Source organism: Reyranella soli (assembly GCF_007992495.1).
Taxonomy (GTDB): domain Bacteria; phylum Pseudomonadota; class Alphaproteobacteria; order Reyranellales; family Reyranellaceae; genus Reyranella; species Reyranella soli.
In genome coordinates this window covers 13,606-36,744 of record NZ_BKAJ01000126.1, presented here as the reverse complement: position 1 = coordinate 36,744, position 23,139 = coordinate 13,606, and the positions used below count along the sequence as shown (strand labels likewise).

Here is a 23,139-nt window from a genome sequence, read left to right as displayed (position 1 = left end):
GGCCGGGCTCGCTAGGCTCGGTCAGGGAAAAGGTCTGCTTCACGGAGGGGATACATGCTGACCCGTAACACTTTTCTGGCCGGAGCCGCGGCACTCGTCGCGCTGTCGGTCGTGGCGCCAGCCGGCGCCCAGGCGCCGATCAAGATCGGCGAGCTCAACAGCTACAAGGTCTTCCCGGCCTTCCTCGAACCCTACAAGAAGGGTTTTGAGCTGGCGGTCGAGGAGGTCAATGCCGCGGGCGGCGTGCTCGGCCGCAAGATCGAGGTGGTGAGCCGCGACGACAACGGCAATCCCGGCGACGCCGTGCGCGTGGCCGAGGAGCTTTTGAGCCGCGAAGGCGCCTCGTTCCTGGTCGGTACCTTCCCGTCGAACGTCGGCTTGGCCGTCGCCGACTTCGCCAAGCAGCGCAAGGTGCTGTTCATCGCCGCCGAGCCGCTGACCGACAAGATCGTGTGGGACCAGGGCAACGCCTACACCTTCCGCCTGCGCACCTCGACCTACATGCAGACGGCGATGCTCATTCCCGACGCCGTCAAGCTCAACAAGAAGCGCTGGGCGATCGTCTATCCCAACTACGAGTACGGCCAGTCGGCCACGGCCGCCTTCAAGAAGCTGTTGTCGGCCAAGCAGCCGGGCGTCGAGTTCGTCACCGAGCAGGCCACACCGCTCGGCAAGATCGACGCCGGCGCGGTGGTGCAGGCCCTGGCCGACGCCAAGCCCGATGCGATCTTCTCCTCGCTGTTCGGCCCCGACCTCGCCAAGTTCGTGCGCGAGGGCCAGCAGCGTGGCGTCTTCAAGGGCGTAGAAGTCTTCAACCTGCTGGCGGGCGAGCCCGAGTATCTCGATCCGCTGAAGGAGGAGACGCCGGACGGCTGGTACGTCACGGGCTATCCCTGGAGCGAGCTGAAGACTCCCGAGCACACCAAGTTCCTCGATGCCTATCAGGCCAAGTACAAGGACTATCCGCGGCTCGGCTCAGTGGTGGGCTACGCCACCATCATGTCGGCGGTGGCGATCATCAAGAAGGCGGGCTCGCTCGATCAGGACAAGCTGATCGCGGCGGCGAGCGGCATCACCGTGCTGACGCCGTTCGGCATGGTCGAGTACCGGCCGATCGACCATCAGTCGACCATGGGCGCCTATGTCGGCAAGCTCGGCGTCAAGGACGGCAAGGGCTACATGAAGGAATGGCGCTTCGTCGACGGCAAGGACGTGTTGCCATCGGATGCCGAGATCAAGGAGATGAGGCCGGCCAAGTGACGACGACGAAAGTCGTCGTCATCCCGAGCGAAGCGCAGCGAAGTCGAGGGATCTTGCCCGAAGCAGGCAAGGTCTCTCCGCTCCGGGCTTCGCCCCCGGTCGAGACGACGGATAAGTGACCTTCGCCTCCATCATCATCCAGCTCCTGAACGGGCTGGCGGCTGCGGCGTCGCTGTTCCTGGTGTCGGCCGGCCTGTCGCTGATCTTCGGCGTGACGCGGATCGTGAATTTTGCGCACGGCTCGCTCTACATGCTGGGCCTCTACGGCGCCTACAGCCTGATCCAGGCGCTCGGCCGCACGCCCATGGGCTTCTGGACCTCGGTCGTGCTGGCGGCGCTGGCCGTGGGCCTGGTCGGCGTGCTGATCGAGGTGCTGATCCTGCGCCGCATCTACAAGGCGCCTGAACTCTTCCAGCTCCTCGCCACCTTCGCCGTCGTCCTGGTGATCAAGGACATCGCCCTCTTCGTCTGGGGCGCCGAGGACCTGGTCGGCCCGCGCGCGCCCGGCCTCTCCACCGTCGAGATCCTGGGCCGGCGCATCCCGACCTACGACCTGCTGCTGATCGCCATCGGCCCCATGGTGCTGCTCGCCATGTGGCTGCTGCTGACGCGCACGCGCTGGGGCGCCCTGGTGCGCGCCGCCACGCAGGACCGCGAGATGGTGGGCGCGCTCGGCGTCGATCAGGCCAAGCTCTTCACCTCGGTCTTCTTCGTCGGCGCCGTGCTGGCGGGCCTGGGCGGCGCGCTGCAGATCCCGCGCGAGCCCGCCAACCTCGAGCTCGACCTTTCCGTCATCGCCGATGCCTTCGTCGTCACCGTGGTCGGTGGCCTGGGCAGCATCGGCGGCGCCTTCCTGGCCGCCGTGCTGATCGGCGTCGCGAAAGCCTTCTGCATCGGCATCGGCACGGTCAACTGGTTCGGTGCCGAGATCGTCTTCTCCAAGCTCACCCTGGTGGTCGAGTTCCTGATCATGGCGATCGTTCTGGTCGTGCGTCCCTTCGGCCTCTTGGGCAAGCCGCAGGCCGCGCAGCGCATCGCGGCCGATCCTGCGCCACCGCTCACCGTGCCGTCCTGGACCTTCGTGCTGATCGGCTTGGCGCTGCTGCTCGTCGTGCCCATCGCCACCGACCGCTACGTCACCATCCTGCTGACCGACATCTTCTGCTTCGCCCTGTTCGCGGTAAGCCTGCACTTCATCATGGGCCCGGCCGGCATGGTGTCGTTCGGCCATGCCGCCTATTTCGGCCTTGGCGCCTATGCCGCCGGCCTGCTGCTGAAACGTGCCGGGCTGCCCATGGAGATGGCGCTGGTGCTGGCGCCATTGGTCGCCGGCGCCTTCGCCGTCGTCTACGGCTGGTTCTGTGTGCGGCTGTCGGGCGTCTACCTTGCCATGCTGACCTTGGCCTTCGCCCAGATCAGCTGGTCGATCGTCTTCCAGTGGGATTCCTTCACCGGCGGCAGCAACGGCGTGTTCGGCGTCTGGCCGTCGGCCTGGCTCGCCGGCAAGACGACCTACTACTACCTCGCGCTCGCCTTCTGCGGCGCCGGCATCGCGCTCCTGTGGCGCGTGCTGTTCTCGCCCTTCGGCTACGCGCTGCGCGCCGGCCGAGATTCGGCCCTGCGTGCCGAGGCGATCGGCATCGACCTGCGCGCCTATCAATGGATGGCCTTCGTGCTGGTCGGCGCCTTGGCGGGGCTGGCGGGCGCCGTCTACGCCTTCTCCAAGGGCAGCATCTCGCCGTCGACCATCTCCATCGCCCAGTCGACCGATGGGTTGATCATGGTCCTGCTGGGCGGCGTCGAGACCCTGACCGGGCCATTGGCAGGGGCGGCCATCTTCACCTGGCTGCGCGACGAGGTCGCCCGCCGTACCGAGTTCTGGCGCGCCGTCATGGGCCTGGTGATCCTGGCGATCGTGCTGCTCTTCCCGCAGGGCCTGGTCGGCGGCCTGAAAGCGCTGACGCAGCGCTGGCGTGAGGCCAGATCATGGGAAAAGACGGTATGAGTGCCGTCCTTCAGGTCGAGGGCCTGCACAAGTCCTTCGGTGGCGTCCAGGCAGTGGCCGACGTCTCCTTCGCCGTCGACGCCGGCGAGCTTTTGGCTCTGATCGGCCCCAACGGCGCGGGCAAGAGCACCTGCTTCAACATGCTGAACGGCCAGCTCGCGCCCGATGACGGCATCGTGCGGTTCGAAGGCCGCGACATCGTCGGCCTGAAGCCGCGCCAGATCTGGCGGCTCGGCGTCGGCCGCACCTTCCAGATCACGGCGACCTTCGCCTCGCTGTCGGTGCGAGAGAACGTGCAGATGGCGCTCTATTCGCACGCCGGCCGCTTGCGCTCGCTGCTCGGCCGCTTCGGCCGCGCCTTCACGGCCGAGGCGGACGCGCTGCTGGGCCAGGTCGGCATGCTCGACCAGGCCGAGCGTCCCTGCGGCGTGCTGGCCTATGGCGATCTCAAGCGTGTCGAGCTGGCGATGGCTCTCGCCAACCAGCCGCGCCTGCTGCTGATGGACGAGCCGACCGCCGGCATGGCACCCAAGGAGCGCGTCGCCCTGATGGAGTTGGCCGCGCGCCTCGCGCGGGCCCAAAAAGTCGCCGTGCTGTTCACCGAGCACGACATGGACGTCGTGTTCAGCCAGGCCGACCGCATCATCGTGCTCGACCGCGGCCAACTCATCGCCGGCGGCACACCGCAGGAGGTGCGCGCCAATCCCAACGTGCAGGCGGTCTATCTCGGGAGCAGCCACTGATGCTCTCTGTGAAGGATCTGCACGCCTACTACGGCCGCGCCCATATCCTGCACGGCGTGTCGCTGGAAGCGTCGGCCGGCGAGGTCGTGGCCCTGCTGGGCCGCAATGGCGCCGGCAAGTCGACGGTGATGAAGACCGTCATGGGCCTGGTGTCGGCGGCCAAAGGCGAGGTCACGTTCGACGGCAAGCGCATCGAGCGCCTGCAGCCCTATCGCATCGCCCGGCTGGGCCTGGGCTACGTGCCCGAGGATCGCCGCATCTTCACCGAGCTCAGCGTCATGGAGAACCTCACCGTCGGCCAGCAGCCGCCGCGGCAGGGCGCGCCGGCGTGGACCGAGGACAAGCTGTTCGCGCTTTTCCCCAACCTCGCCAACATGCGCGAGCGGCCGGGCGGGCGCATGTCCGGCGGCGAACAGCAGATGCTGACCATCGCCCGCACCCTGATGGGCAATCCGCGCTGCGTGCTCTTGGACGAGCCGTCGGAAGGACTGGCGCCCATCATCGTCGAGCAGATGGCCCGCTCCATCCACGCGCTGAAAGGCGAGGGGCTCTGCGTGCTCCTGTCCGAGCAGAACCTGCATTTCTCCCAGGCGGTGGCCGACCGCGCCTATATCATCGAGAAGGGCCAGATCCGCTTCGGCGGCTCGATGGCCGAGCTGACGGCCGACGCTTCCCTTCGTGAACAGTATCTTTCGGTCTAGAAAACATGGCTCCGCGTTACCTCACGGTCGGCATCGATGTCGGTGGCACCTTCACCGACCTTCTGGCGGTCGACCCGCGTTCCAACACCGTCAAGCTCGCCAAGGTGCCGACCACCGTCGACAACCAGGCCGTCGGCTTCATGGCGGCGCTGGCCGCGGCCGATGCCGATCCCGCCACGGTTCAGGCCCTGGTGCACGGCACGACCACGACCACCAACGCGCTGCTGGAGCGCAAGATCGCCAAGGTCGGCCTGATCACCACCAAGGGCTTCCGCGACGTGCTGGAGCTCGGCCGCCGCACACGGCCGCAGCCCTATGGCCTGCGCGGCACCTTCAATCCCCTGATCGACCGCGAGCTCCGCCTGGAGGTGCCCGAGCGCATGGACGCCGACGGCAAGGTGCTGACCCCGCTCGATGAAGCGGCGGTCGGCGAAGCAGCGAAGAAATTGATCGCGCTCGGCTGCGAGGCTGTCGTGATCCATTTCCTGCACAGCTACATCAACCCGGCGCACGAGAAGCGCGCCGCCGAGATCGTGCATTCGCTGTGGCCCAACGGCTACATCACGGCGGGCCACGCCATCCTGTCAGAATACCGCGAATACGAGCGCGGCGTGACGGCGGCGGTCAACGCTTCGGTGCAGCCCGTGCTCGACCGCTATCTCTCGCGCCTCAGGCTGGAGCTTTTGGGCAAGAGCTTCGACCGCGACATCCTGGTGATGCAGGGCAATGGCGGCACGGCCTCGTCGCAGTTCATCGCCCTGTCGGCCGTCAACACCGTGATGTCGGGCCCGGCCTCGGGCGTGATGGCGGCAGCCTATACCGGCCGCGCCTCGGGCCATCCCAACCTCATCACCTACGACATGGGCGGCACCTCGACCGATGTCGGCCTGATCGAGAACGCCGTGCCGACCGTCTCCGGCGAGCTCGAGCTGGAATATGCCATGCCGATCCACGTGCCGATGGTCGACGTGCACACGATCGGCGCAGGCGGCGGCTCGATCGCCTCGGTCGATGCTGCGGGCATGCTGCGCGTCGGCCCCGAGAGCGCCGGCGCCCGGCCCGGTCCGATCTGCTACGGCCGCGGCGGGACCGAACCTACCATCACCGACGCCAACCTGGCGCTGGGCCGGCTCAATCCCGACCGGCTGCTGGGCGTCGACCATCCGGTGACCCTCGACCATGTGCGCGGACTTATCGAAGAGAAGGTCGGCAAGCGGCTCGGCCTCGATGCCGAGGCGGCCGCCGCGGCCGTCCTGCGCGTCGCCAACGACCGCATGGCCGGCGCCGTCCGGCTGGTCTCGCTGTCGCGCGGCCACGATCCGCGCGACTTCGCCCTGTTCGCCTTCGGCGGCGCGGGCCCGTTGCACGCCACCGCGCTGGCGCGCGAGCTCGGCATCCCGACCGTGCTGGTGCCGGCGCGGCCCGGCATCACCAATGCGCTGGGCTGCGTCGTGGCCGACCTTCGCCACGACTATGTGCGCACCGTCAACAAGCCCCTGTCGGCGATCGATGATGCGACGATCACGGCCATCTACGCCGAGCAGGCGACCGAGGGCCGCAGGACCATCGTCAAGGAGGGCGTGCCCGTGCGCGAGCTGCGCCGGGTGCTGAGCGCCGATATGCAGTTCCAGGGTCAGAGCCATATCCTGTCGGTCGGCGTCGAGAACGAGAGCATCGGCGTCGAGGGCCTGCACAAGGCCTTCGCTGCCGCCTACTTCCGCCGCTTCGGCATCGAGTTGCCGGGAATCCCGCCGGTCCTGGTCAACCTGCACACCGCCGTGATCGGCGTGCGGCCGGAAATCTCGCTCGGCGTGCTGGCTACCACCGAGCGCGCGCCGACGCTGAAGGCGGCCCAGGCCGGCGAACGGCGCGTGTGGTTCAGCGACGGCTGGCATCAGACGCCGGTCTATAGCCGGGACAAGCTGCCAATCGACGCCACGTTCGATGGGCCGGCGATCCTGGAGCAGCTCGATTGCACGACCGTCGTCGAGCCGGGCGATCGCGTGACCCTGGACAAGCTCGGCAATCTGCTGATCTCGGTCCGTGGCTAGGGAAGAGGACCTGCTGCGGTCGATCCTGGCGCGCAGCCCGATTGTCGCGACGGTCGTCGATCGTTGGCCGCAGATCGGCCTGCCGGACTGCTGGCTGGTTGCTGGCTGTCTCGCCCAGACCGTGTGGAACGATGTGTTCGGACTGCCGGCCACGCACGGCATCTCCGACATCGATCTCGTCTACTTCGATGGCGCCGATCTCTCGCAAGAGACAGAAGCAGGCCATGCCGAGAGGATTCGCGCGCTGTTCGCCGATCTCGGCCTGTGGATCGACGTCAAGAACGAGGCGCGCGTGCACATTTGGTATGCGGAGAAATTCGGCAATACGCTGGCGCCCTATGTCTCGACCGAGGACGCCATAGCGACCTTTCCGACCACGGCCACGGCGATCGGCGTTCAGCCGCGTCCGGACAGACTTCATGTCTACGCGCCTTTTGGCCTGTCGGACCTGCTGGGCCTGATCGTGCGACCCAACAAGAAGCAGATCACGCAGGCAATCTACGATGCCAAGGTGAAAAGGTGGCAGGCACGGTGGCCAGGCCTGCGTATCGTCGCGTGGTGAGCGTCGCGATTGTCCGACGGTTGCCTTGCGCTTAACGTGCTCACGCTCACGGACTGATGCCGAAGGGAGGGCAGCATGCTCATTCCGCATACCATCGAGTCGACCGCCCACATACGGGAAGTGTGGGTGCGGGAATACAACGTCTTCCGCATGATGTGTCATTGTCCGGAATAGAGAATTCGCTGGTCCGTCTCGCGGATCGTTATCGCAGGTTCGCGGCCGACGAAGCCCAGGGAGTGTCGCCGCACTACGAGCGGCTGACGCGGGAGATCGCTGAGTCGGCGGCCATCCTTCGATTCCTGGGCGACCTGCCGGCGCCGCGACATCAGCCGAATCTGTTGTTGGGCGCAGCGACCCTGATCGTCGGACGGCCGCCCGATATCGCGTCGCTGACCGACATGGTGGCAAACCGTGCCGACGAGCTTCGCGCCACGATGCTCCGGCGCACGACCCAGACCAACGAGCCGGCGCGCTGCGCCGTCCTGATGCCGCTGCTGGCGGCGCTGCCGCAGCCGCTTGCTCTCATCGAGGTGGGCGCCTCGGCCGGCCTCTGCCTGTTGCCCGATCTCTATGGCTACGATTGGGGACACGTCCGTATGGCGCCGACCAGTCCCGACGCGCCCGTCTTCCGCTGTGCCGTGACAGGTCCGGCACCGCTGCCGGCCGCGCCGCCGCGCATCGTCTGGCGCGCCGGTCTCGATCTCAATCCGCTGGACGTCATGTCCGATGAGGACATGGCCTGGCTGAACGCGTTGATCTGGCCGGAGCAGGATGATCGCCGCGCCAATCTCCGTGCGGCGCTTGCCGTCGCGCGACGCGATCCGCCGCGTGTCGTGCGTGGCGATCTCCTGCGCGACCTCGAACCCTTGATGGCCGAAGCACCGGCTGAGGCGACGCTCGTCGTCTTCCATACCGCGGTGTTGGCCTATGTGACCCCTCCCGAGGCACGCCAGCATTTCGTCGATACCGTGCGTGGATCGCGCGCGGTCTGGATCAGCAATGAGGCGCCGCGGGTCTTCCCCGACATTGCCGCACGGGCATCTCAGCCGGCGCCGCATTGGCGGTTTCTCTTGTCGGTCGACGGCGAGCCAAAAGCCTGGACCGGTCCGCATGGACAGTCGCTGGAGTGGTTTGCCGACAACTAGCCTAGTCTAGCCCGGCCGTTTGGCACTGAGGCCAGTGAGCGGACAGTCTGAAAGAAAAGGCTGCCAGAAGCCGGGCTCCCGGCCGTCGTCCAGCTTGGCTTGGCACTCGACAAAGTCGAAGGCCACGAAACCCGCCTCGGCAAACGCAGCGCGATAGGTGTCCGGAGACAGCCAGAAATTGTCGAATCCGAAGGTCGTGCCGTCCGACTTGAGGAAGGAATAACGGATGCGAGAACCCTCTCGGACGGGCGTCTTCACGTCACGTGAGAATCCGTAGTCCGCGTAGGACTGGAGTCCGCCGAAAGCCGTCAATGGGTTGTCGTTGATGCCGACAAGTCGTCCACCTGGCTTCAGGTTCGCCGCGGCTGTGCGCGCGAACGCCAGCAGTTCGGCGGCAGTACGGGCGTAGTTGAACAGATAGCAGGCGACGACCAGATCAAAGGCCCCAAGCGTGCCGAGGCTTGCGGCGTGGCCAACCTGGTAGCGAATTCCGAGAGGGGCCTCGCGTTCGCTCATCCGGGCGCGCTCGACCATGCCGCTGGAGAGGTCCACGCCCAACACCGAGGCAGCCCCGCGCCTGGCAAAAGCGCGTGCGTAGGTTCCGTCGCCGCAGGGGAGGTCCAGGATGGTCTTGCCGCGAACATCGCCGGCGAGGGCGAACAAAGTCGGCGCCTCTACCGCAATACGATAGGGAAGCTGCTTGGAGGCGGCATAGTCGGCCGCAATGTCATCGTACTTGGGCATGATGGGCGGCAGGCGAGAGCATGGCGTCCAACTCAGTACAAAATTTACGTTCTGGCAACTCTCAGGGCAAAGTAGTGTGGCGCGCACGCGAGAAGGCCCTTCAGGTTTGCGGGAGGCGCCGCCCGGGAGGAGCCAATGAAGATCACCGACGTCGCCTGCCACATCCTGCAATGCAAGGTCGACAAGCCGTTCGTGTCCGCGCGCGGCTGGGTCTACGGCACGCGTTCGTCCTGCGTGGTCGAGATCTCGACCGACGAGGGCATCACCGGCTGGGGCGAGTGCTACGGGCCGTCGGCCGTGGCCAAGACCTTCATCGAGACCCAGTACAAGGCGCGTGTGGTCGGCCGCGATCCGTTCGACGTCGAGGCGATCTGGGAGGATCTCTACAATCGCATCAAGGATTACGGCACGACCGGCATGGCGATCTCGGCCATCTCGGGCATCGACATCGCGCTGTGGGACATCATGGGTCGCGCCGTCGGCAAACCGGTGCACAAGCTGATCGGCGGCGCCTATCGCGGCGAGGTCATTCCCTACGCCACCGGCCTTTACTTCATCGACATGGATCGGCTGATCGAGGAAGCCGTCGAGGAGGCGCTGGAGTTCAAGAACGACGGCTTCCGTGCCATCAAGATGAAGATCGGTCTGGGCGACCTGAAGCTCGACGCCAAGCGCGTCGCCGCGGTGCGCCAGGCGATTGGGCCCGACCTCAAGCTCGCGGTCGACGCCAACCACTGCTTCACGGTGCCCAACGCCATCAAGCTCGGCCGCATGCTGGAGGAGCACGACCTCCTGTGGTTCGAGGAGCCGATCAGCCCGGAGGACCATGACGGCTATGTCGAGGTGACGCGGGCGCTCGACATGGCGGTAGCGGGTGGCGAGAACGATTTCACGCGCTGGGGCTTCCGCGACGTCATCGCCAAGAAGGCGATGGACATCGTGCAGCCCGACCTCTGCGCCGCCGGCGGCTTCTCGGAGTGCCGCAAGATCGCGACGCTGGCCAGCGCCTTCGGCGTCGAATGCGTGCCGCACGCCTGGGGCTCGGCAATCGGGCTCGCCGCCACGGTGCAGTTTTTGGCGGCTCTGCCCGACCAGCCGCCGGCCTTCCGTCCGATGCCGCCCATGCTGGAGTTCGAGCAGACGCCGAACCCGCTGCGCGATCACCTGGCGCAGGAGCCGGTCGAGCAGAAGAAGGGGATCGTGAAGGTGCCGACGGGGCCGGGCTTGGGTATCGAGATCGATCGGGACGTGCTTAAGAAGTACAAGGTGGCTTAGCCCACATCCGTCATCCCGACCGGAGCCGAGCGCAGCGAGGCGGAGTGGAGGGACCTCTTTTTAGCCTTCTGTCGACAAAAACAGGTCCCTCGACTACGCCGCCCGGAGTTTACCCCGAGCAAAGTCGAGGGGGCGGCTTCGCTCGGGATGACGGTTTTGGAGGAGTGCTTGCAATGAAAATCGTCGACGTCAAAGCCTACCCCACCTCCTTCCGCGTGCCGAAGGAGCAGCAAGTGTCGTTGGGCATCGGCACCATGACCAAGCGTGACTGCGTCATGGTCAAGGTGACGACCGAGGACGGCATTGTCGGCTGGGGCGAGAGCCACCATGCGCGCTCACCGGGCAGCATCGGCCATCTGATCAACACCACGCTGAAGGGCTTCGTCGTCGGCATGGACGCGACCGACACGGTCGGCATCTGGGCCCGCATCTACAAGTTCCAGCTCGGCAGCCACGGCATGGGGGCGGCCACCGCCATGGCGATGAGCGGCGTCGACCAGGCGCTGTGGGATATCAAGGGCAAGGCCGTCGGCTGGCCGCTCTACAAGCTTTTAGGCGGCACCAACAAGCCCGTGCCGGCCTATGCCGGCGGCATCTCGCTCGGCTATCAGGCGCCCGATTCGCTGGTCGCCGAGGCCGTGCCCATGGTCGAGACGGGCTACCGCGCGCTGAAGCTGCGCATCGGCGACACGGTCGCGGCCGACATTGCGCGCATGACGGCGATCCGCCGCCGCTTCGGCGACGAGGTCGCCATCCTGACCGACGCCAACACCGGCTACAGCGTCGCCGACGTGCGCCGCGTCATGCCGGCGATGGACGAGCTCAATATCGGCTGGCTGGAGGAGCCGTTCCCGGCGCACGACCATCGCTCCTACGCCATGGCCAAGGGGTTCGGCCGCACGCCGTTGGCGGCTGGCGAGAACCACTACACGCGCTTCGAGTTCCATCGCGTGATCGAGGACGGCAACATCACCATCCTGCAGCCCGACCTCTCCAAGAGCGGCGGCGTCACCGAGGTGCAGCGCATCGCTGCGGCGGCCTCGATGTGGAAGCTGCCGGTCCATCCGCACAGCTCGATGACCGGCCTCAACCACGCCGTCTCGATCCACTTCCTGGCCTCGATCGACAACGGCGGATACTTCGAGGCCGACCTGTCAGTGGCCAACAAGTTCCGCGATGAATTGGGCAGCGAGCCCTGGAAGATCGGCCAGGACGGCTGCGTGCGGCCGCTGGAAAAGCCCGGAATCGGCGTCGAAATCGACGAAGAGTTCCTGCTGGCTCATCCGGTGATCGAAGGGCCGGGCTATGTATGAACGCTCGGTCACCATATTGGGCATTTTTATGGCGATGCAGCCGGTGTGACGAAACTCACATAAGGCCGGGGCCAACCCCCGTACTGATCCTCGCGAATGGGCCCAAAGGAGGCACCAATGAATGCGAGTGCAGTACTAGCCAACCTTCTCCGTCTTCGCGTCAACGAAGCGCGCATGGCCTCCGAGCTTCATGAGGCCGACCAGCCAGTCCGGCTGCTGCCGGTGCTCCAGCCCGAGGAGCTGCCGCCGGAGTTCGAGGACGTCGTGCAGATCCAGGTACTCGGTTACCGCGAGCGCCTGACCCTGCTGCACGGCCGCCGCCTGCGCGTGCTCGATCCGGTCTGGACGCTGGTCCCGAGGCACTGAGCTCTCGCAGAGGACTCATGCTCTTCCGGTCCGGAAGAGCATGAGAAGACGCGCCACGGAGTGGCGCGCCCCCAGCAAAGACTAAGCCGCCACGACCAATGTCGACGCGAGCTGGCGTACCGACTTCACCATAGCCATGGCGACCAGCTTGCCGGTCTTGCGGTTCTCTTCGCTGACGGCCACGTCCTCCATGAAGGTGAAGCGGCCGAAGGCTCCCTTGGCCTCCAGCTCGACGATGTGCGTGCTGATCGTGGGATCAGCCACGATCACGACACGCGTACGGTCGAGGCCCAGCCCGGCGATGGCGGCGGCGGCCGAGATGTTGACGTTCTGCGGATAGAGCCGCGCGCCTTCGCGCACCGGGCCGTCAAACACGGTGTGCGGCTGCGTGAGTGTGTCGAGATCGACCAGCGTCTCGGCGACCGTGCCTTTCCAGGCCGACGGATCCTTGCGCACGGTCACGGTGACACTGTCCAACCCGCCGACCGCAGCGCTGCTTAAGATGTCGAGCGCGCCGATGCCGGCCGAGGGCAGGATCAGGCGCTTGCCGTTGGCCTTGGCAACAGCCAGCAGGCGCTCGAACAGGGTGGTGTCGGTGAAGGCGCCGACCGACGTCACCAGCAGGTCCGCGCCGCGCTCCAGCACGCGCTGGCCGTGGCTGCGCACCGCCTCGTGGCCGGCGCATTCCGCGACCGCATCGAAGCGATGGGCGAAGAAGCGGTCGGGCTCGTGGGTCAACAGGCCTTCATTGCGCGGCCGCTTCACCAGGGCCGCGACCAGCTCGAGGTTCTCGATGCTGCCGGCCTTGAGCGCCGCCTCGACATGCTTGCCGATGGCACCATAGCCGATCAGGCCAAGCTGCAAGCTCACGAGAGCTTGCGCTCCACCCAGCGCGCCCAGGCGATCAGCTGGTCGTCCGTGCCGCGCGCGCCGACGAGCTGCACCGACAAGGGCAGGCCGAACGGCCCGGTGTTGAACGGCAGCGCGATACAGGGCGTGCCCAAGAGCGTCCAGAAGCGGTTGAAGATGGGATCGCCCGTGTTGCCCAGGCCCGACGGCGCTTCGCCCTTGGCCGACGGCGCCAGCAGGATGTCGAACCGGGTCCAGGCATCGTCGAGCTGGGCGAGGGCGGTGCGCCGGCGCTTCTTGGCGTCGGCGTACTGCTTGCGGCTCACCGCGTCGCCTTCTTCCATCACGCCATGCATGATAGGCGAGAAGAGGTGCGAGGAGCGGGCGCGTTCCTTGGCATAGGACTGCGTCGCCTCCTTGGTCATGATGCGATGCTGCGCCTGCATCAGGTTCGCCCAGTTGTCGGGCGCCTGCCATTCGCGCACGCGGGCGCCGGCGGCCCGCAGCGTGCGCGCGGCCTCCTCGATGTTCTTCCTGTTGTAGGGCTCGGCGATGTCCCACCACGGCGTGCGGATCAGGCCGATGCGCGGCGGCCGCGCGGGCGGCCCAGGGATCGGATCTGCCGGGGCGTGGCCGTAGGCGGCGCGGATCAACGCCAGGTCGTTGGCCTCGCGGGCGAAGAAGCCCAGCGTGTCGAGGAAAGGCGCGTAGGCCTTGATGCCGGTCATGTCGGCCCAGCCGTAGCTGCCCTTGTAGGCCACGACGCCGTTGAAGGCGCCGGGCCGGATCACCGAGCCTGCGGTCTGCGTGCCGTAGCCCACCGGCACCATGAAGTCGGCGACGGCCGCCGCCGAGCCCGACGAGGAGCCAGCCGGCGTGTGGCGCAGATTGTGCGGATTGTGCGTCTTGCCGGCATGCCCGCCGGCGAACTCGGTGGTCACCGCCTTGCCCAGCACGATGGCGCCGGCTTTCACGAGCCGCGTGACGCAGTCGGCGTCCTTGCCGACGACATGGTCGCGGTAGATCGGCGAGCCGCAGGTCGTGGGCATCGTCTTGGTCGCGATGATGTCCTTCACCGCCAGCGGGATGCCGTGCAGGGGGCCGGTGGGACGACTGCGCTTGTCGAGCACATCGGCCCGCTTGCGCGCGCCATCGGGATCGAGCGCTTCCCAGGCATGGACCTGACCCTCGCGCGCCTCGATGCGGTCGAGGCAGGCCTCGACCAGGTCGCGGGCTTTCAGCCGCTTCTGGGCCATGCGCAGCACGGCCTCGCTGGCCGACAACCGATTAGGCGATTTCGCCATGCGTCTTCCCCTCCAGCCCTTTCTGGGTCACGTCGTTCGGGCCATGATGGCCGAGCGCCACTACAAAAGGTAGTCCATGCCCGACGCCATCGATTTCTGGTTCTCGACCGGGAGCACCTACACCTATCTCACCGTGTCGCGACTGGAGCAGGTCGAGGCGGCCACGGGCATGCGCTTCAACTGGCGGCCGTTCAGCGTGCGCGCCATCATGCGCGTGCAGAACAACAGCCCGTTCGCCAACAAGCCGGTGAAGATGGGCTACATGTGGCGCGACATCGAACGGCGCGCCGGCCTGTATGGCTTGCCCGTCAAGGTGCCGGCGCCTTATCCCTTGCAGGAGTTCGACCGCGCCAACCGCGTGGCGCTGCTCGGCCTCGAAGAGGGCTGGGGCAAACCCTATATCGTGGCGAGCTATCGCCGCTGGTTCGTCGACGGCCAGGAGCCCGGCATGGAGCCCAACCTGTCGGCAAGCCTCAGGGAGGTCGGCCAGGATCCGGCACGGGTCGTGGGTCAGGCGCAGTCCGATCGGATCGGCGGCGTCTACGGCGCCGCCACCGACGAGGCGCGCCGGCTCGGCGTTTTCGGCTCGCCGACTTTCGCCGTCAAGGGCGAGCTGTTCTGGGGCGACGACCGCCTCGACGACGCGATATGCTGGCTGAAACACGGGAGGCTCGTCGCATGAATCCGCCCTTTGCCGTCCAGAAGCTCGGCCACGTCGTGGTCAACGTCTCCGACATCGAAGCCTCGAAGCGCTTCTACACCGAGGTGTTGGGCTTCCGGATTTCCGACATCTACGGCGGCGATAAGATGCCGGGCGGCATGGTGTTCCTGCGCTGCAACGGCGATCACCATTGTCTCGCCCTGATCGGCGGCCTGCCCGCGACGGGTGACGCCAAGAAGACCCTGCATCACATCGCCTTCGAGCTCGCGACGCTCGATGAGGTGTTCCGCGCCCGCGATCATCTCCAGAAGTACGGCGCCAAGATCGTCTTCGAGGGCCGCCGTCGCGCCGGCTGCCAGGTCTCGGTCGAGTTCCTCGATCCCGACGGCCATCACCTCGAGCTCTACTGGGGCGTCGACCAGATCGGCTATGACGGCCGCTCGCGGCCGGAAGAGGAGTGGCGCCAGACACTGAGCCTGGAAGATGCCGTCCGCATCGCCCCGCCGGGCCAGGACACGACCCTGCACGACAAGGCGCTCAGCGATCGCATCGGTGCCGGCACCGACAGGACGTAAGATTACATCGAACTTCTTGAACGGCGCCCAGCCGTCGTTGCGGCGCTGCGGTAAAGCGCTGCCCTCTCCATTGCGCTCAACACGGTTTGCAATGGTAGTGCTTCAAGTTCGACCAGTCGTCATCCAGCTTCTTGAACCTTTTCCTGGCAATCCAGATCGTCTGGCCGGTTTCAAAAGGAAGCGCCCAGGGGTTGTCGGTTTTGCCCATTGCCTCGACTGAGGCGTAGACCTTGAGCAAGTCTTCGCGGCGGCCCCCCACGTGGATGACGACGTCTCCGACATGTCCATGCGGACCCCAGAGGTAATAGTTGTTATGCGCACTGATTGAGGATGGCAGGCCCCAATGTTTCCCAAAGATGTCGACTGCCGCCGCCTCCCCGTAGTTGTCCGCGAAAAATACCGCATCCGCTCGTTCTTCTGGCGACAACGATTGATAGGCATGGCCGACCAGGGCAGCGAGTTCGCGCCAGCCATGCATCTCGGCATAGAATTGTGGCAGACGGCCGAACGTCAACTTTTCGTCGGTGCCTTCCGGAGTGATACCGAGAAAGCCTTGATAGGCAGCGAAACGCTCGATGGGAAGTAGGGGAACGACGAAGGGGAGCAGTGGCAAGCTAAGCAGCACAACGCCGACAAGCAGCGCCGCGCGCAGGCGTCGCGACGTGAGCCACGCCTCCAATGCCACGGCTCCGCCGGCGAAGAGAACGGGATAGGCGCCGCTTGCATAATAGGATTTAGCGTGGAGCGCGATCATCGCCACTAGCAGAAGCAAGTACGCGATAGCGATGACGCGAAGGTCCGCAAACCGACGCCAGAACGCGAACGCTGCAAGCCCCGCGAGCCAGATCGGCGCAAGTACCGGGTTGAGGTCGCGTATCTGGATCAACACAAAGGTCCAGGGCGCCTGCACGACATCGTTGCGTTCAGCCACCGCCGCGGCGAATTCGAGAAACGGCCATCCATGAACCCATTGCCAATACAGGTTGGGCAAAACGATGAGGGTGGCGACCACGGCAGCAACATAGGGGCCTGGGCGGGCAAGACGGCCGCGTGCCGATGTCAGGAGCAGGCCAATCAGGAGAGCAGCAACCCAGAACGCGATGGTGTATTTGACCATGAACGCCAGACCAATCACCAAGCCGATCGGGAGCCACCAGCGTTCATTGTCGTCGCGGATGATGCTGATGAGTGCGTATGCGCAGAACGACCAGGCGATCGGTTGAAGCGAGTCCGTGTAAAAAATCGTCCCGAAAGCAAGCAGGAGCGGACAGAAGAGTGCTGCGATGCCGGCGAGCAGTTGGGCCCAGCTGCCGCCACCGAGCTTGCGAGCCGTTTCGGCAGAGAGCGCAACCGTGCCCGCATGAGCCAGCGCCGGGATCAGACGAAACATCGTCAGCGAGTCGGGAAACAGGGCGTGCATGAGTGCGGCGAGCAGCGGGACCAAAGGCGGCTGGTCGACGTAGCCCCAGTCCGGGTGTTGACCGCAGACGATGAAATAGAGCTCGTCGCGGTGGTAGTCGTAGTCGCCGTTCGCCCATAAATGCAGCGCGGCTGTGAGAAGAGCGAGCCATATGGCAGGACGTGACCGCAAAATGCTTTCCTAATGTGATTTCCCCGGCGATTGCCATTCTAACTTCCAGTACGCGGGACTGCGAGCTGTAGGGGACCGCCACATCGCCGCCGAAATCGAGCGCTGGCCGCCCGTCGTGAAGGCGGCGAATATTCACCTGGAATAAAAAAACATAGGGAGTGGATGTATGCCTGACAGCGTCATGTTCCATGACGGCAATCGCCGTCTGCAAGACCAGTTCGACAGCCGGCGCATCTCCGACCGGCTGGAAGATAAGCTGACGCGCCAAGCCTTCACCGACAATGACCGCACCTTCATCGAGAAATCGATGTTCTTCTTCCTGGCGACGGCCGACGCCGACGGCCGGCCGGACTGCTCCTTCAAAGGCGGCACGCCGGGCTTCGTGAGGGTGATCGGTCCGGGCGAGCTCGCCTTTCCCGACTATGACGGCAACGGCATGTTCAAGAGCCTGGGTAACATTCTGGTCAATCCGGGCGTCGGGCTGCTGTTCATCGACATGGGCGAGAAGCCTCGGCGCTTGCGTGTGAACGGCACGGCGAGCGTCAGCCGCGACGATCCCTTGATGCAGCGCTTCGCCGGCGCCCAGCTCCTGGTGCGCGTGCAGGCGCGCGCGATCTTCCCCAACTGCCCGCGCTACATCGTGACGCCGGGCGGCGAGGAGCCGTCGACGTACGCACCACGGCCGGACTACCAGCCGCCGGAGCCGGCGTGGAAGGGCTTCGACGACTTCAAGGACTACATCCATCCGCGGCAGCCGACGCCCAACGGCGAATGAGGCGAGCGGGGCCGATAGGCGCTATCGAGGACCCGCCGCCAATCAAGGCGCCTCCTGTCCCCTAGTTGAACGGGGATGACAGGAGGTCGAATGAAACTTTTGGCGGCGACGATCGTATTCCTCGTTCTGATCGACTCACCATCGACTCGCGCGGAACAACCCAGGCAGATGCTTGAGGAGATCCGGATGGTCGCTCCGGGTCTGGAAGAATACACGACAGGTCGCTTGTTCGGCGAAGTGTGGAAGCGTCCGGGCCTCGCGCCGCGCGACCGCAGCCTGGTTACGGTCAGCGCCTTGATCGCGGCCGGTCAGGTCGCCCCGATGACCTACCATCTCAATCGGGCGATGGATAACGGGGTCACCCAGGCACAGGCGGCCGAGGTCCTGACCCATCTCGCCTTCTATGTCGGCTGGCCCAACGTCTTCTCGGCGTTGCCGGTGGCGAAGGATGTCTTCGATAAGCGTCCCCGCTAAGGACAAGCTCTTCCGCTATGTCGTCATGGAAAGGCGTTCAACGCCGACAAGTCGGTGACCAACGAGAATCTCGATCGCTGCTTCTCCTGCCACAGGCCACCAAGGACTTCGTGCACATCTACGACCGCATGAAGAGCCTGAACTAGATCGGTTGGATCCGCGTGCCGCGGGTTGATGGCACTGCTGGCACTCGGGTGCGGCGACACAAGGGTGGTGTTATTGCGCGTTAGACCCCTCTATGGAGCGCAAAAACTCTTGAAAACGAGCCTCGCCGTCGCCAACTCAAGTTATTGACAGATTCCTACTTTGGTTATATTCTCGCCCTGTTGCGTTGCCGCGCCGCGCTCCTGCTCTTTGCATCGTTGATCCGAGACCACAAGGCTGCGGCAGGCACCGCACGCGGCCCGTCCGGTCGCTTGCCTGCGGACGGGCCAGCCGGCCTCCACGCCTCTGATGAGGAGGATTCCAACATCTTAACTATCTTAACTATCTAAATTACGGAGTGTGTACCGGCCCCCAACAGATAGGGGGTGCAGTCCAATGCACTCCACTAGGCTCTCTCTCGGAAACCTCGCAAACCTCAGAAACCTCTCGCACCGCTGACAGCAGTGCATGCAGGCTTGACTACTTACGGTAACGCAACGCTGAGGCTGGCCAACCCGGTGTCGATCTCCTCGAAGCGCGGGCCGATCGTGGCGAGCAGCCGTTCACCGGCTTCGGTCGGCGAGACGCTGCGCGTGGTCCGCGTCAGCAACCGCACGCCCAGCCGCGCTTCCAGCTGGCGGACGGTATGGCTCAGCGCCGATTGCGAGACGCCGAGCTTGGCCGCAGCCTTGGTGAAGCTGCGCTCGCGGGCTACGGCCAGGAAGGCCAGAAGGTCGTCCAGGGTGCCGCGCTTGCATTAGTCGAACCAGCTCATAAGTGCATGCCGATTATAGGGCCTAGTTCTGGCCGCGGGTCGGCCTACATCTTGGCCATGACCCGTTTCGACGTGGATGCCCTGCGCGATCTGCGCAGCACAAAGGAAGTCAGGATCTGGACCGGCAAGCACCCCGAGAGCGCCGTGGTGATCTGGGTAGTGGTTGCCGACGACGCGGTCTTCGTGCGCTCGTACCGCGGCGCTCGCGGGCGCTGGTACCGGGACCTCGCGGCCGGTGGCGATGCCATGCTGGAGGTGGCGGGCCGCCAGCTGGCGGTTCAGGCGATACCGGAGCACGACCCTGCTGCGATCGAGCGCGTGAGCGGGGAGTTCCTGCGCAAGTACGGTCCGGGCCCGTACGCCGAGGCGATGGTGAAGCAGGAGATCCTGGCGACGACGCTGCGCCTGGAGCCGCGCTGACTGGAGAAAGACATGGAGATCAAGCGCAACGGCGCGCAGCCGTCCAATAAGGGCCCGCTCGACTGGTTCACCGGCACGGTCCGCATCGACCCGTTGTTCCCGGCGCGCGATCCGGCTCGCGTATCGGGCGCCTATGTCACCTTCGAGCCCGGCGCCCGCACCGCCTGGCATACCCATCCGCTGGGCCAGGTGCTGGTCGTCACCGCGGGCTGCGGCTGGGTCCAGTGCTGGAACGGGCCGGTCGAGGAGATCCGGCCCGGCGACGTCATCTGGACCGCACCCGGCGAGAGGCACTGGCATGGCGCCAAGGCGACCACGGCCATGACCCCTATCGCCATCCAGGAAGCGCTCGACGGCAAGACCGTCGACTGGATGGAGAAGGTCAGCGGCGAGCAGTACGGCAGGTGATCGCGGAAGGATATCTTCACCGGCCATGCTGCGAATCGATGCGGCGATGGTGAAACTCCGGCGAGTCGGCTAGGCTCGCGGCGACCTCGATCGCTGCCTTTCCGTCGCCCATAGCGCCAGGAACGTCATTCGACACTCGATCGATCGGGGCGCTCAAGCAAGCACCGTGGCGCGAACATGATCGTTCGCCACCACACCCCTTGGAGGCCAGCCATGAGCAAGTTCACCGTCAACGGCAAAGCACAAAACTTCACCGGCGATCCGGAGACACCGCTTCTCTGGTATCTGCGCGACATCGTCGGCATGACCGGCACCAAGTTCGGCTGCGGGCGCGCGCTGTGCGGCGCCTGCACCGTGCATGTCGACGGCACGGCCGTGCGGTCCTGCCAGATCCAGGTCGGCGACATCGACGGCCAGGCGGTCATCACCATCGAAGGCCTGTCGGCTGACGGCAATCATCCGGTGCAGAAGGCGTGGCGCGAGCTCAACGTGGCGCAGTGCGGCTACTGCCAGACCGGACAGATCATGCAGGCGGCGTCGTTGCTCAAGGACACGCCCAAACCCACGGACCAGCAGATCCTCGACGCCATGAGCGGCAACATCTGTCGCTGCGGCACCTACCCACGCATCCGCGACGCCATCAAGCGCGCCTCGGGCAAGGCATAGGGGAGGGCATGACCATGACCAACATCATTAAAGTCGCGAACGTCGCGCGCCGCTCGGTTCTGCTCGGTCTCGCTGCCGGCAGCTTCGTGCTCTCGGTCCGTCTTTCCTCGCCGGCGCTGGCGCAGGAGAAGAAGTTTGGCGGTGACGGCATGCCCGGCGGGCTGAAGGACGATCCACGCCTCTTCCTCTCCATCGCCGAGGACGGCACCGTGACCCTGCTCTGCATTCGCGCCGAGATGGGCCAGGGCATCCGCACCAGCTTCGGCATGGTGGTGGCGGACGAGCTGGAAGCCGACCTCGGTCGCGTCAAGGTGCTGCAGGCGCCGGGCGATCAGACGCGCTTCGGCAACCAGGACACTGACGGCTCGCGCAGCATGCGCCATCACTTCGAGCCGCTTCGCCGCATCGCCGCGGCGGCCCGCCAGATGCTCGAGCAGGAAGCGGCCGCCCGCTGGAGCGTGCCGGTCACCGAGGTCAAGGCCGAGAACAACGGCATCGTCCATGCCGGCAGCGGCCGGCGCCTCGATTTCGGTGCGCTCGCCAAGGGCGCGGCGGCGCGGCCGGTGCCAGCTCAGGATAAACTGGTCTTCAAGGGCCCGAGCCAGTTCCGCTACATCGGCAAGGACAACGTGCCCTTGATCGACAATATGGACATCACCACGGGCAAGGCGATGTTCGGCATCGATGCGCGCGTCGAGGGCATGGCCTATGCCGTCGTGGCGCGGCCGCCGGTGTTCGGCGGCAAGGTCAAGAGCTTCGATGCGGCCAAGGCGATGAAGGTCCCGGGTGTGCTCAAGGTCGTGGCCATCGACCCGCCGACGCCGCCCGTGGTTTTCCAGCCGCTGGGCGGCGTCGCCGTGATCGCGGAGAACACCTTCGCCGCCATCAAGGGACGTTCCCAGCTCGAGATCCAGTGGGACGACGGGCCGAACGCCAGCTACGACTCCGTCGAGTACCGCAAGACGCTGGAGGCGGCCGCGGCCAAGCCCGGCAAGGTGGCGCGCAACGACGGCGACGTCGATGCCGCGCTGGCTAGCGCGGCCAAGCGCGTGTCGGCGGAATACTACGTGCCGCATCTGGCGCAGGCGCCGATGGAGCCTCCGTCGGCAACCGCCCGTGTCACGGCCCAGGGCTGCGAGGTCTGGTGCAGCGTGCAGAATACCGAGGCTGTCCGCACCGACCTGTCGAAACGCTTCAACGTGCCGATCGACAAGGTCATCGTGCACGCCCTGCTGCTGGGCGGCGGCTTCGGCCGCAAGTCCAAACCCGACTTCGCCAGCGAAGCGGCGATCTGCTCCCATGCCATGGGCGGCCGTCCGGTGAAGCTCACCTTCACCCGCGAGGACGACCTGCAGCACAGCTTCTTCCACACGGTGTCGGTCGAGCGGGTGGAAGCGGGTGTCGACGCCAACGGCAAGGCCGTCGCCTGGCTGCACCGCACCGTGGCCCCGTCGATCTTCGCGCTCTTCATGCCGGATCCCAAGCACGAGGCGCCGCTCGAGCTGGCGATGGGCGCCGTCGACAATCCCTTCGCCATCCCCAACCTCCGGGTCGAGAACCCGGAGGCGGCGGCGCACACACGGGTCGGCTGGTTCCGCTCCGTGTCCAACATCCCACATGCCTTCGCCATCCACAGCTTCGTGGCGGAGCTTGCGGCTTCCGTGGGACGCGATCCCAAGGACTACCTGCTGGAGCTGATCGGGCCGCCGCGCCTGATCGATGCCGGGGCGATGTCGGATGCCTGGCTCTACGGCGAGGATCCCAAGCGCTATCCGTTCGACACCGGGCGACTGCGTGCGGTGGTCGAGAAGGCGGCGGCCGAAGCGGGCTGGGGCCGCAAGCTCGAGCAAGGCCGTGGGCTTGGCATCGCCGCGCATCGCAGCTTCGTCAGTTACACCGCCGTCGTCACCGAGGTGGCGGTCGGGCCAAGGGGTGAACTCACCATCCCGCGGGTCGACATCGCCTTCGACTGCGGCGCCGTGGTCAACCCCGACCGCGTGCGCTCGCAGCTCGAGGGTGCCGCCATACAGGGCATCAGCCTGGCGACCCTGGGCGAGATCTCCTTCAAGAACGGCCGCGTCGTGCAGACCAACTTCGACGGCTACGAGCTGACGCGCATCGACGGCGCACCGACGGAGATCCGCACGCATCTGGTGAACACGACGGCGTTCGACAAGCCGCTGGGCGGCGTCGGCGAGCCCGGCGTGCCGCCGGTCGCGCCGGCGCTCGCCAACGCGATCTTCGCCGCCTGCGGCAAGCGCATCCGCAGCCTGCCGATCCGCGACCAGCTCGCGGGGAAGGTGTAGGCGGGCGTTTCTTCGCAGGCGTTTCC

The 23,139-nt window shown here is 66.1% G+C and carries 21 protein-coding genes and 2 pseudogenes; 18 read left to right on the top strand and 5 right to left on the bottom strand.

What is annotated here, in order from left to right:
* Positions 1-54 precede the first annotated feature (54 nt).
* The 7 genes from RSO01_RS32315 (at position 55) to RSO01_RS32285 (ending at position 8,467) form a co-directional block, all read left to right on the top strand.
* The gene (locus tag RSO01_RS32315; RefSeq protein ID WP_147154684.1) at positions 55-1,260 is read left to right on the top strand and encodes an ABC transporter substrate-binding protein; all 1,206 of its coding nucleotides are present in this window, start codon (positions 55-57) and stop codon (positions 1,258-1,260) included.
* A gap of 115 nt (positions 1,261-1,375) precedes the next feature.
* The gene (locus RSO01_RS32310; protein WP_147154683.1) at positions 1,376-3,265 is read left to right on the top strand and encodes an ABC transporter permease; all 1,890 of its coding nucleotides are present in this window, start codon (positions 1,376-1,378) and stop codon (positions 3,263-3,265) included.
* Positions 3,262-4,008: an ABC transporter ATP-binding protein gene (locus RSO01_RS32305; RefSeq protein ID WP_147154682.1), complete on the top strand. Its 747-nt coding sequence runs from the start codon at positions 3,262-3,264 to the stop codon at positions 4,006-4,008. Before RSO01_RS32310 ends, RSO01_RS32305 begins: the two co-directional genes overlap by 4 nt.
* Positions 4,005-4,709: an ABC transporter ATP-binding protein gene (locus RSO01_RS32300; RefSeq protein WP_218037523.1), complete on the top strand. Its 705-nt coding sequence runs from the start codon at positions 4,005-4,007 to the stop codon at positions 4,707-4,709. Before RSO01_RS32305 ends, RSO01_RS32300 begins: the two co-directional genes overlap by 4 nt.
* A 5-nt stretch (positions 4,710-4,714) precedes the next feature.
* Entirely contained in the window at positions 4,715-6,760 is a 2,046-nt protein-coding gene (locus tag RSO01_RS32295; RefSeq protein WP_147154680.1) for a hydantoinase/oxoprolinase family protein, read from the top strand.
* On the top strand, positions 6,753-7,322 hold the full coding sequence (locus tag RSO01_RS32290; RefSeq protein ID WP_147154679.1) for a nucleotidyltransferase family protein: 570 nt from the start codon (positions 6,753-6,755) through the stop codon (positions 7,320-7,322). The genes RSO01_RS32295 and RSO01_RS32290 overlap by 8 nt, the downstream gene beginning before the upstream one ends.
* Positions 7,323-7,483: 161 nt before the next feature.
* Positions 7,484-8,467 (top strand): DUF2332 domain-containing protein, encoded by a 984-nt coding sequence (locus tag RSO01_RS32285; RefSeq protein WP_246158970.1) that lies wholly within the window; start codon positions 7,484-7,486, stop codon positions 8,465-8,467.
* Between the two features lie 6 nt (positions 8,468-8,473).
* On the opposite strand, the gene RSO01_RS32280 is transcribed toward RSO01_RS32285, so the two are convergent.
* The gene (locus tag RSO01_RS32280; protein WP_147154677.1) at positions 8,474-9,211 is read right to left on the bottom strand and encodes a class I SAM-dependent methyltransferase; all 738 of its coding nucleotides are present in this window, start codon (positions 9,209-9,211) and stop codon (positions 8,474-8,476) included.
* Between the two features lie 135 nt (positions 9,212-9,346).
* On the opposite strand from RSO01_RS32280, the gene RSO01_RS32275 reads away from it, so the two are divergent.
* The 3 genes from RSO01_RS32275 (at position 9,347) to RSO01_RS32265 (ending at position 12,165) form a co-directional block, all read left to right on the top strand.
* Positions 9,347-10,486, top strand: coding sequence for a mandelate racemase/muconate lactonizing enzyme family protein (locus RSO01_RS32275; RefSeq protein WP_147154676.1), 1,140 nt, complete (start codon positions 9,347-9,349; stop codon positions 10,484-10,486).
* Between the two features lie 173 nt (positions 10,487-10,659).
* Positions 10,660-11,799, top strand: a complete 1,140-nt coding sequence (locus RSO01_RS32270; protein ID WP_147154675.1) for a mandelate racemase/muconate lactonizing enzyme family protein — start codon at positions 10,660-10,662, stop codon at positions 11,797-11,799.
* 117 nt (positions 11,800-11,916) lie between these two features.
* Positions 11,917-12,165, top strand: a complete 249-nt coding sequence (locus RSO01_RS32265) for a hypothetical protein (protein WP_170303519.1) — start codon at positions 11,917-11,919, stop codon at positions 12,163-12,165.
* Positions 12,166-12,246: 81 nt separating this feature from the next.
* On the opposite strand, the gene RSO01_RS32260 is transcribed toward RSO01_RS32265, so the two are convergent.
* Entirely contained in the window at positions 12,247-13,035 is a 789-nt protein-coding gene (locus tag RSO01_RS32260) for an aspartate dehydrogenase (RefSeq protein WP_218037522.1), read from the bottom strand.
* Positions 13,032-14,318, bottom strand: a complete 1,287-nt coding sequence (locus RSO01_RS32255; RefSeq protein WP_147154673.1) for an amidase — start codon at positions 14,316-14,318, stop codon at positions 13,032-13,034. The genes RSO01_RS32260 and RSO01_RS32255 overlap by 4 nt, the downstream gene beginning before the upstream one ends.
* 76 nt (positions 14,319-14,394) lie before the next feature.
* On the opposite strand from RSO01_RS32255, the gene RSO01_RS32250 reads away from it, so the two are divergent.
* Both RSO01_RS32250 and RSO01_RS32245 read left to right on the top strand, forming a co-directional pair.
* A complete protein-coding gene (locus RSO01_RS32250) occupies positions 14,395-15,000 on the top strand; it encodes a 2-hydroxychromene-2-carboxylate isomerase (RefSeq protein ID WP_147154672.1) in 606 nt (201 codons plus the stop codon).
* On the top strand, positions 14,997-15,554 hold the full coding sequence (locus tag RSO01_RS32245; RefSeq protein ID WP_170303518.1) for a VOC family protein: 558 nt from the start codon (positions 14,997-14,999) through the stop codon (positions 15,552-15,554). The genes RSO01_RS32250 and RSO01_RS32245 overlap by 4 nt, the downstream gene beginning before the upstream one ends.
* Before the next feature lie 76 nt (positions 15,555-15,630).
* Here the strand turns inward: RSO01_RS32245 and RSO01_RS32240 are convergent, their stop codons facing one another.
* On the bottom strand, positions 15,631-17,145 hold the full coding sequence (locus tag RSO01_RS32240) for a glycosyltransferase family 39 protein (RefSeq protein ID WP_147154670.1): 1,515 nt from the start codon (positions 17,143-17,145) through the stop codon (positions 15,631-15,633).
* 166 nt (positions 17,146-17,311) lie between these two features.
* Here RSO01_RS32240 and RSO01_RS32235 point away from each other — a divergent pair, with 166 nt between their 5' ends.
* Both RSO01_RS32235 and RSO01_RS32230 read left to right on the top strand, forming a co-directional pair.
* Positions 17,312-17,920 carry a pyridoxamine 5'-phosphate oxidase family protein gene (locus RSO01_RS32235; RefSeq protein WP_218037521.1) on the top strand — a complete coding sequence of 203 codons (609 nt, stop codon included), beginning with the start codon at positions 17,312-17,314 and terminating at the stop codon, positions 17,918-17,920.
* Positions 17,921-18,109: 189 nt separating this feature from the next.
* Positions 18,110-18,394, top strand: a pseudogene (locus RSO01_RS32230) (carboxymuconolactone decarboxylase family protein); the annotation flags it as partial.
* A gap of 643 nt (positions 18,395-19,037) precedes the next feature.
* On the opposite strand, the pseudogene RSO01_RS32225 reads toward RSO01_RS32230, so the two are convergent.
* Positions 19,038-19,280, bottom strand: a pseudogene (locus RSO01_RS32225) (LysR family transcriptional regulator); the annotation flags it as partial.
* A 90-nt stretch (positions 19,281-19,370) separates the two neighbouring features.
* On the opposite strand from RSO01_RS32225, the gene RSO01_RS32220 reads away from it, so the two are divergent.
* The 4 genes from RSO01_RS32220 to RSO01_RS32205 all read left to right on the top strand — a co-directional run bounded on the left by RSO01_RS32220 (position 19,371) and on the right by RSO01_RS32205 (position 23,113).
* Positions 19,371-19,733: a DUF2255 family protein gene (locus tag RSO01_RS32220; protein WP_170303517.1), complete on the top strand. Its 363-nt coding sequence runs from the start codon at positions 19,371-19,373 to the stop codon at positions 19,731-19,733.
* 12 nt (positions 19,734-19,745) lie between these two features.
* Positions 19,746-20,141 carry a (R)-mandelonitrile lyase gene (locus RSO01_RS32215; RefSeq protein WP_147154667.1) on the top strand — a complete coding sequence of 132 codons (396 nt, stop codon included), beginning with the start codon at positions 19,746-19,748 and terminating at the stop codon, positions 20,139-20,141.
* Between the two features lie 213 nt (positions 20,142-20,354).
* Positions 20,355-20,807 carry a (2Fe-2S)-binding protein gene (locus RSO01_RS32210; protein ID WP_147154666.1) on the top strand — a complete coding sequence of 151 codons (453 nt, stop codon included), beginning with the start codon at positions 20,355-20,357 and terminating at the stop codon, positions 20,805-20,807.
* 14 nt (positions 20,808-20,821) lie between these two features.
* The gene (locus tag RSO01_RS32205; protein WP_246158969.1) at positions 20,822-23,113 is read left to right on the top strand and encodes a xanthine dehydrogenase family protein molybdopterin-binding subunit; all 2,292 of its coding nucleotides are present in this window, start codon (positions 20,822-20,824) and stop codon (positions 23,111-23,113) included.
* The last annotated feature ends 26 nt before the right edge of the window (positions 23,114-23,139 follow it).

Bases quoted from the DNA above. Each gene is read 5' to 3' on its own strand.
- RSO01_RS32205 (WP_246158969.1), top strand. From the start codon at position 20,822: ATGACCAACATCATTAAAGTCGCGAACGTCGCGCGCCGCTCGGTTCTG.
- RSO01_RS32270 (WP_147154675.1), top strand. From the start codon at position 10,660: ATGAAAATCGTCGACGTCAAAGCCTACCCCACCTCCTTCCGCGTGCCG.
- RSO01_RS32295 (WP_147154680.1), top strand. From the start codon at position 4,715: ATGGCTCCGCGTTACCTCACGGTCGGCATCGATGTCGGTGGCACCTTC.
- RSO01_RS32235 (WP_218037521.1), top strand. From the start codon at position 17,312: ATGCCTGACAGCGTCATGTTCCATGACGGCAATCGCCGTCTGCAAGAC.
- RSO01_RS32210 (WP_147154666.1), top strand. From the start codon at position 20,355: ATGAGCAAGTTCACCGTCAACGGCAAAGCACAAAACTTCACCGGCGAT.
- RSO01_RS32265 (WP_170303519.1), top strand. From the start codon at position 11,917: ATGAATGCGAGTGCAGTACTAGCCAACCTTCTCCGTCTTCGCGTCAAC.
- RSO01_RS32305 (WP_147154682.1), top strand. From the start codon at position 3,262: ATGAGTGCCGTCCTTCAGGTCGAGGGCCTGCACAAGTCCTTCGGTGGC.
- RSO01_RS32245 (WP_170303518.1), top strand. From the start codon at position 14,997: ATGAATCCGCCCTTTGCCGTCCAGAAGCTCGGCCACGTCGTGGTCAAC.
- RSO01_RS32215 (WP_147154667.1), top strand. From the start codon at position 19,746: ATGGAGATCAAGCGCAACGGCGCGCAGCCGTCCAATAAGGGCCCGCTC.
- RSO01_RS32280 (WP_147154677.1), bottom strand. From the start codon at position 9,211: ATGCCCAAGTACGATGACATTGCGGCCGACTATGCCGCCTCCAAGCAG.
- RSO01_RS32220 (WP_170303517.1), top strand. From the start codon at position 19,371: ATGACCCGTTTCGACGTGGATGCCCTGCGCGATCTGCGCAGCACAAAG.
- RSO01_RS32255 (WP_147154673.1), bottom strand. From the start codon at position 14,318: ATGGCGAAATCGCCTAATCGGTTGTCGGCCAGCGAGGCCGTGCTGCGC.
- RSO01_RS32250 (WP_147154672.1), top strand. From the start codon at position 14,395: ATGCCCGACGCCATCGATTTCTGGTTCTCGACCGGGAGCACCTACACC.
- RSO01_RS32315 (WP_147154684.1), top strand. From the start codon at position 55: ATGCTGACCCGTAACACTTTTCTGGCCGGAGCCGCGGCACTCGTCGCG.
- RSO01_RS32275 (WP_147154676.1), top strand. From the start codon at position 9,347: ATGAAGATCACCGACGTCGCCTGCCACATCCTGCAATGCAAGGTCGAC.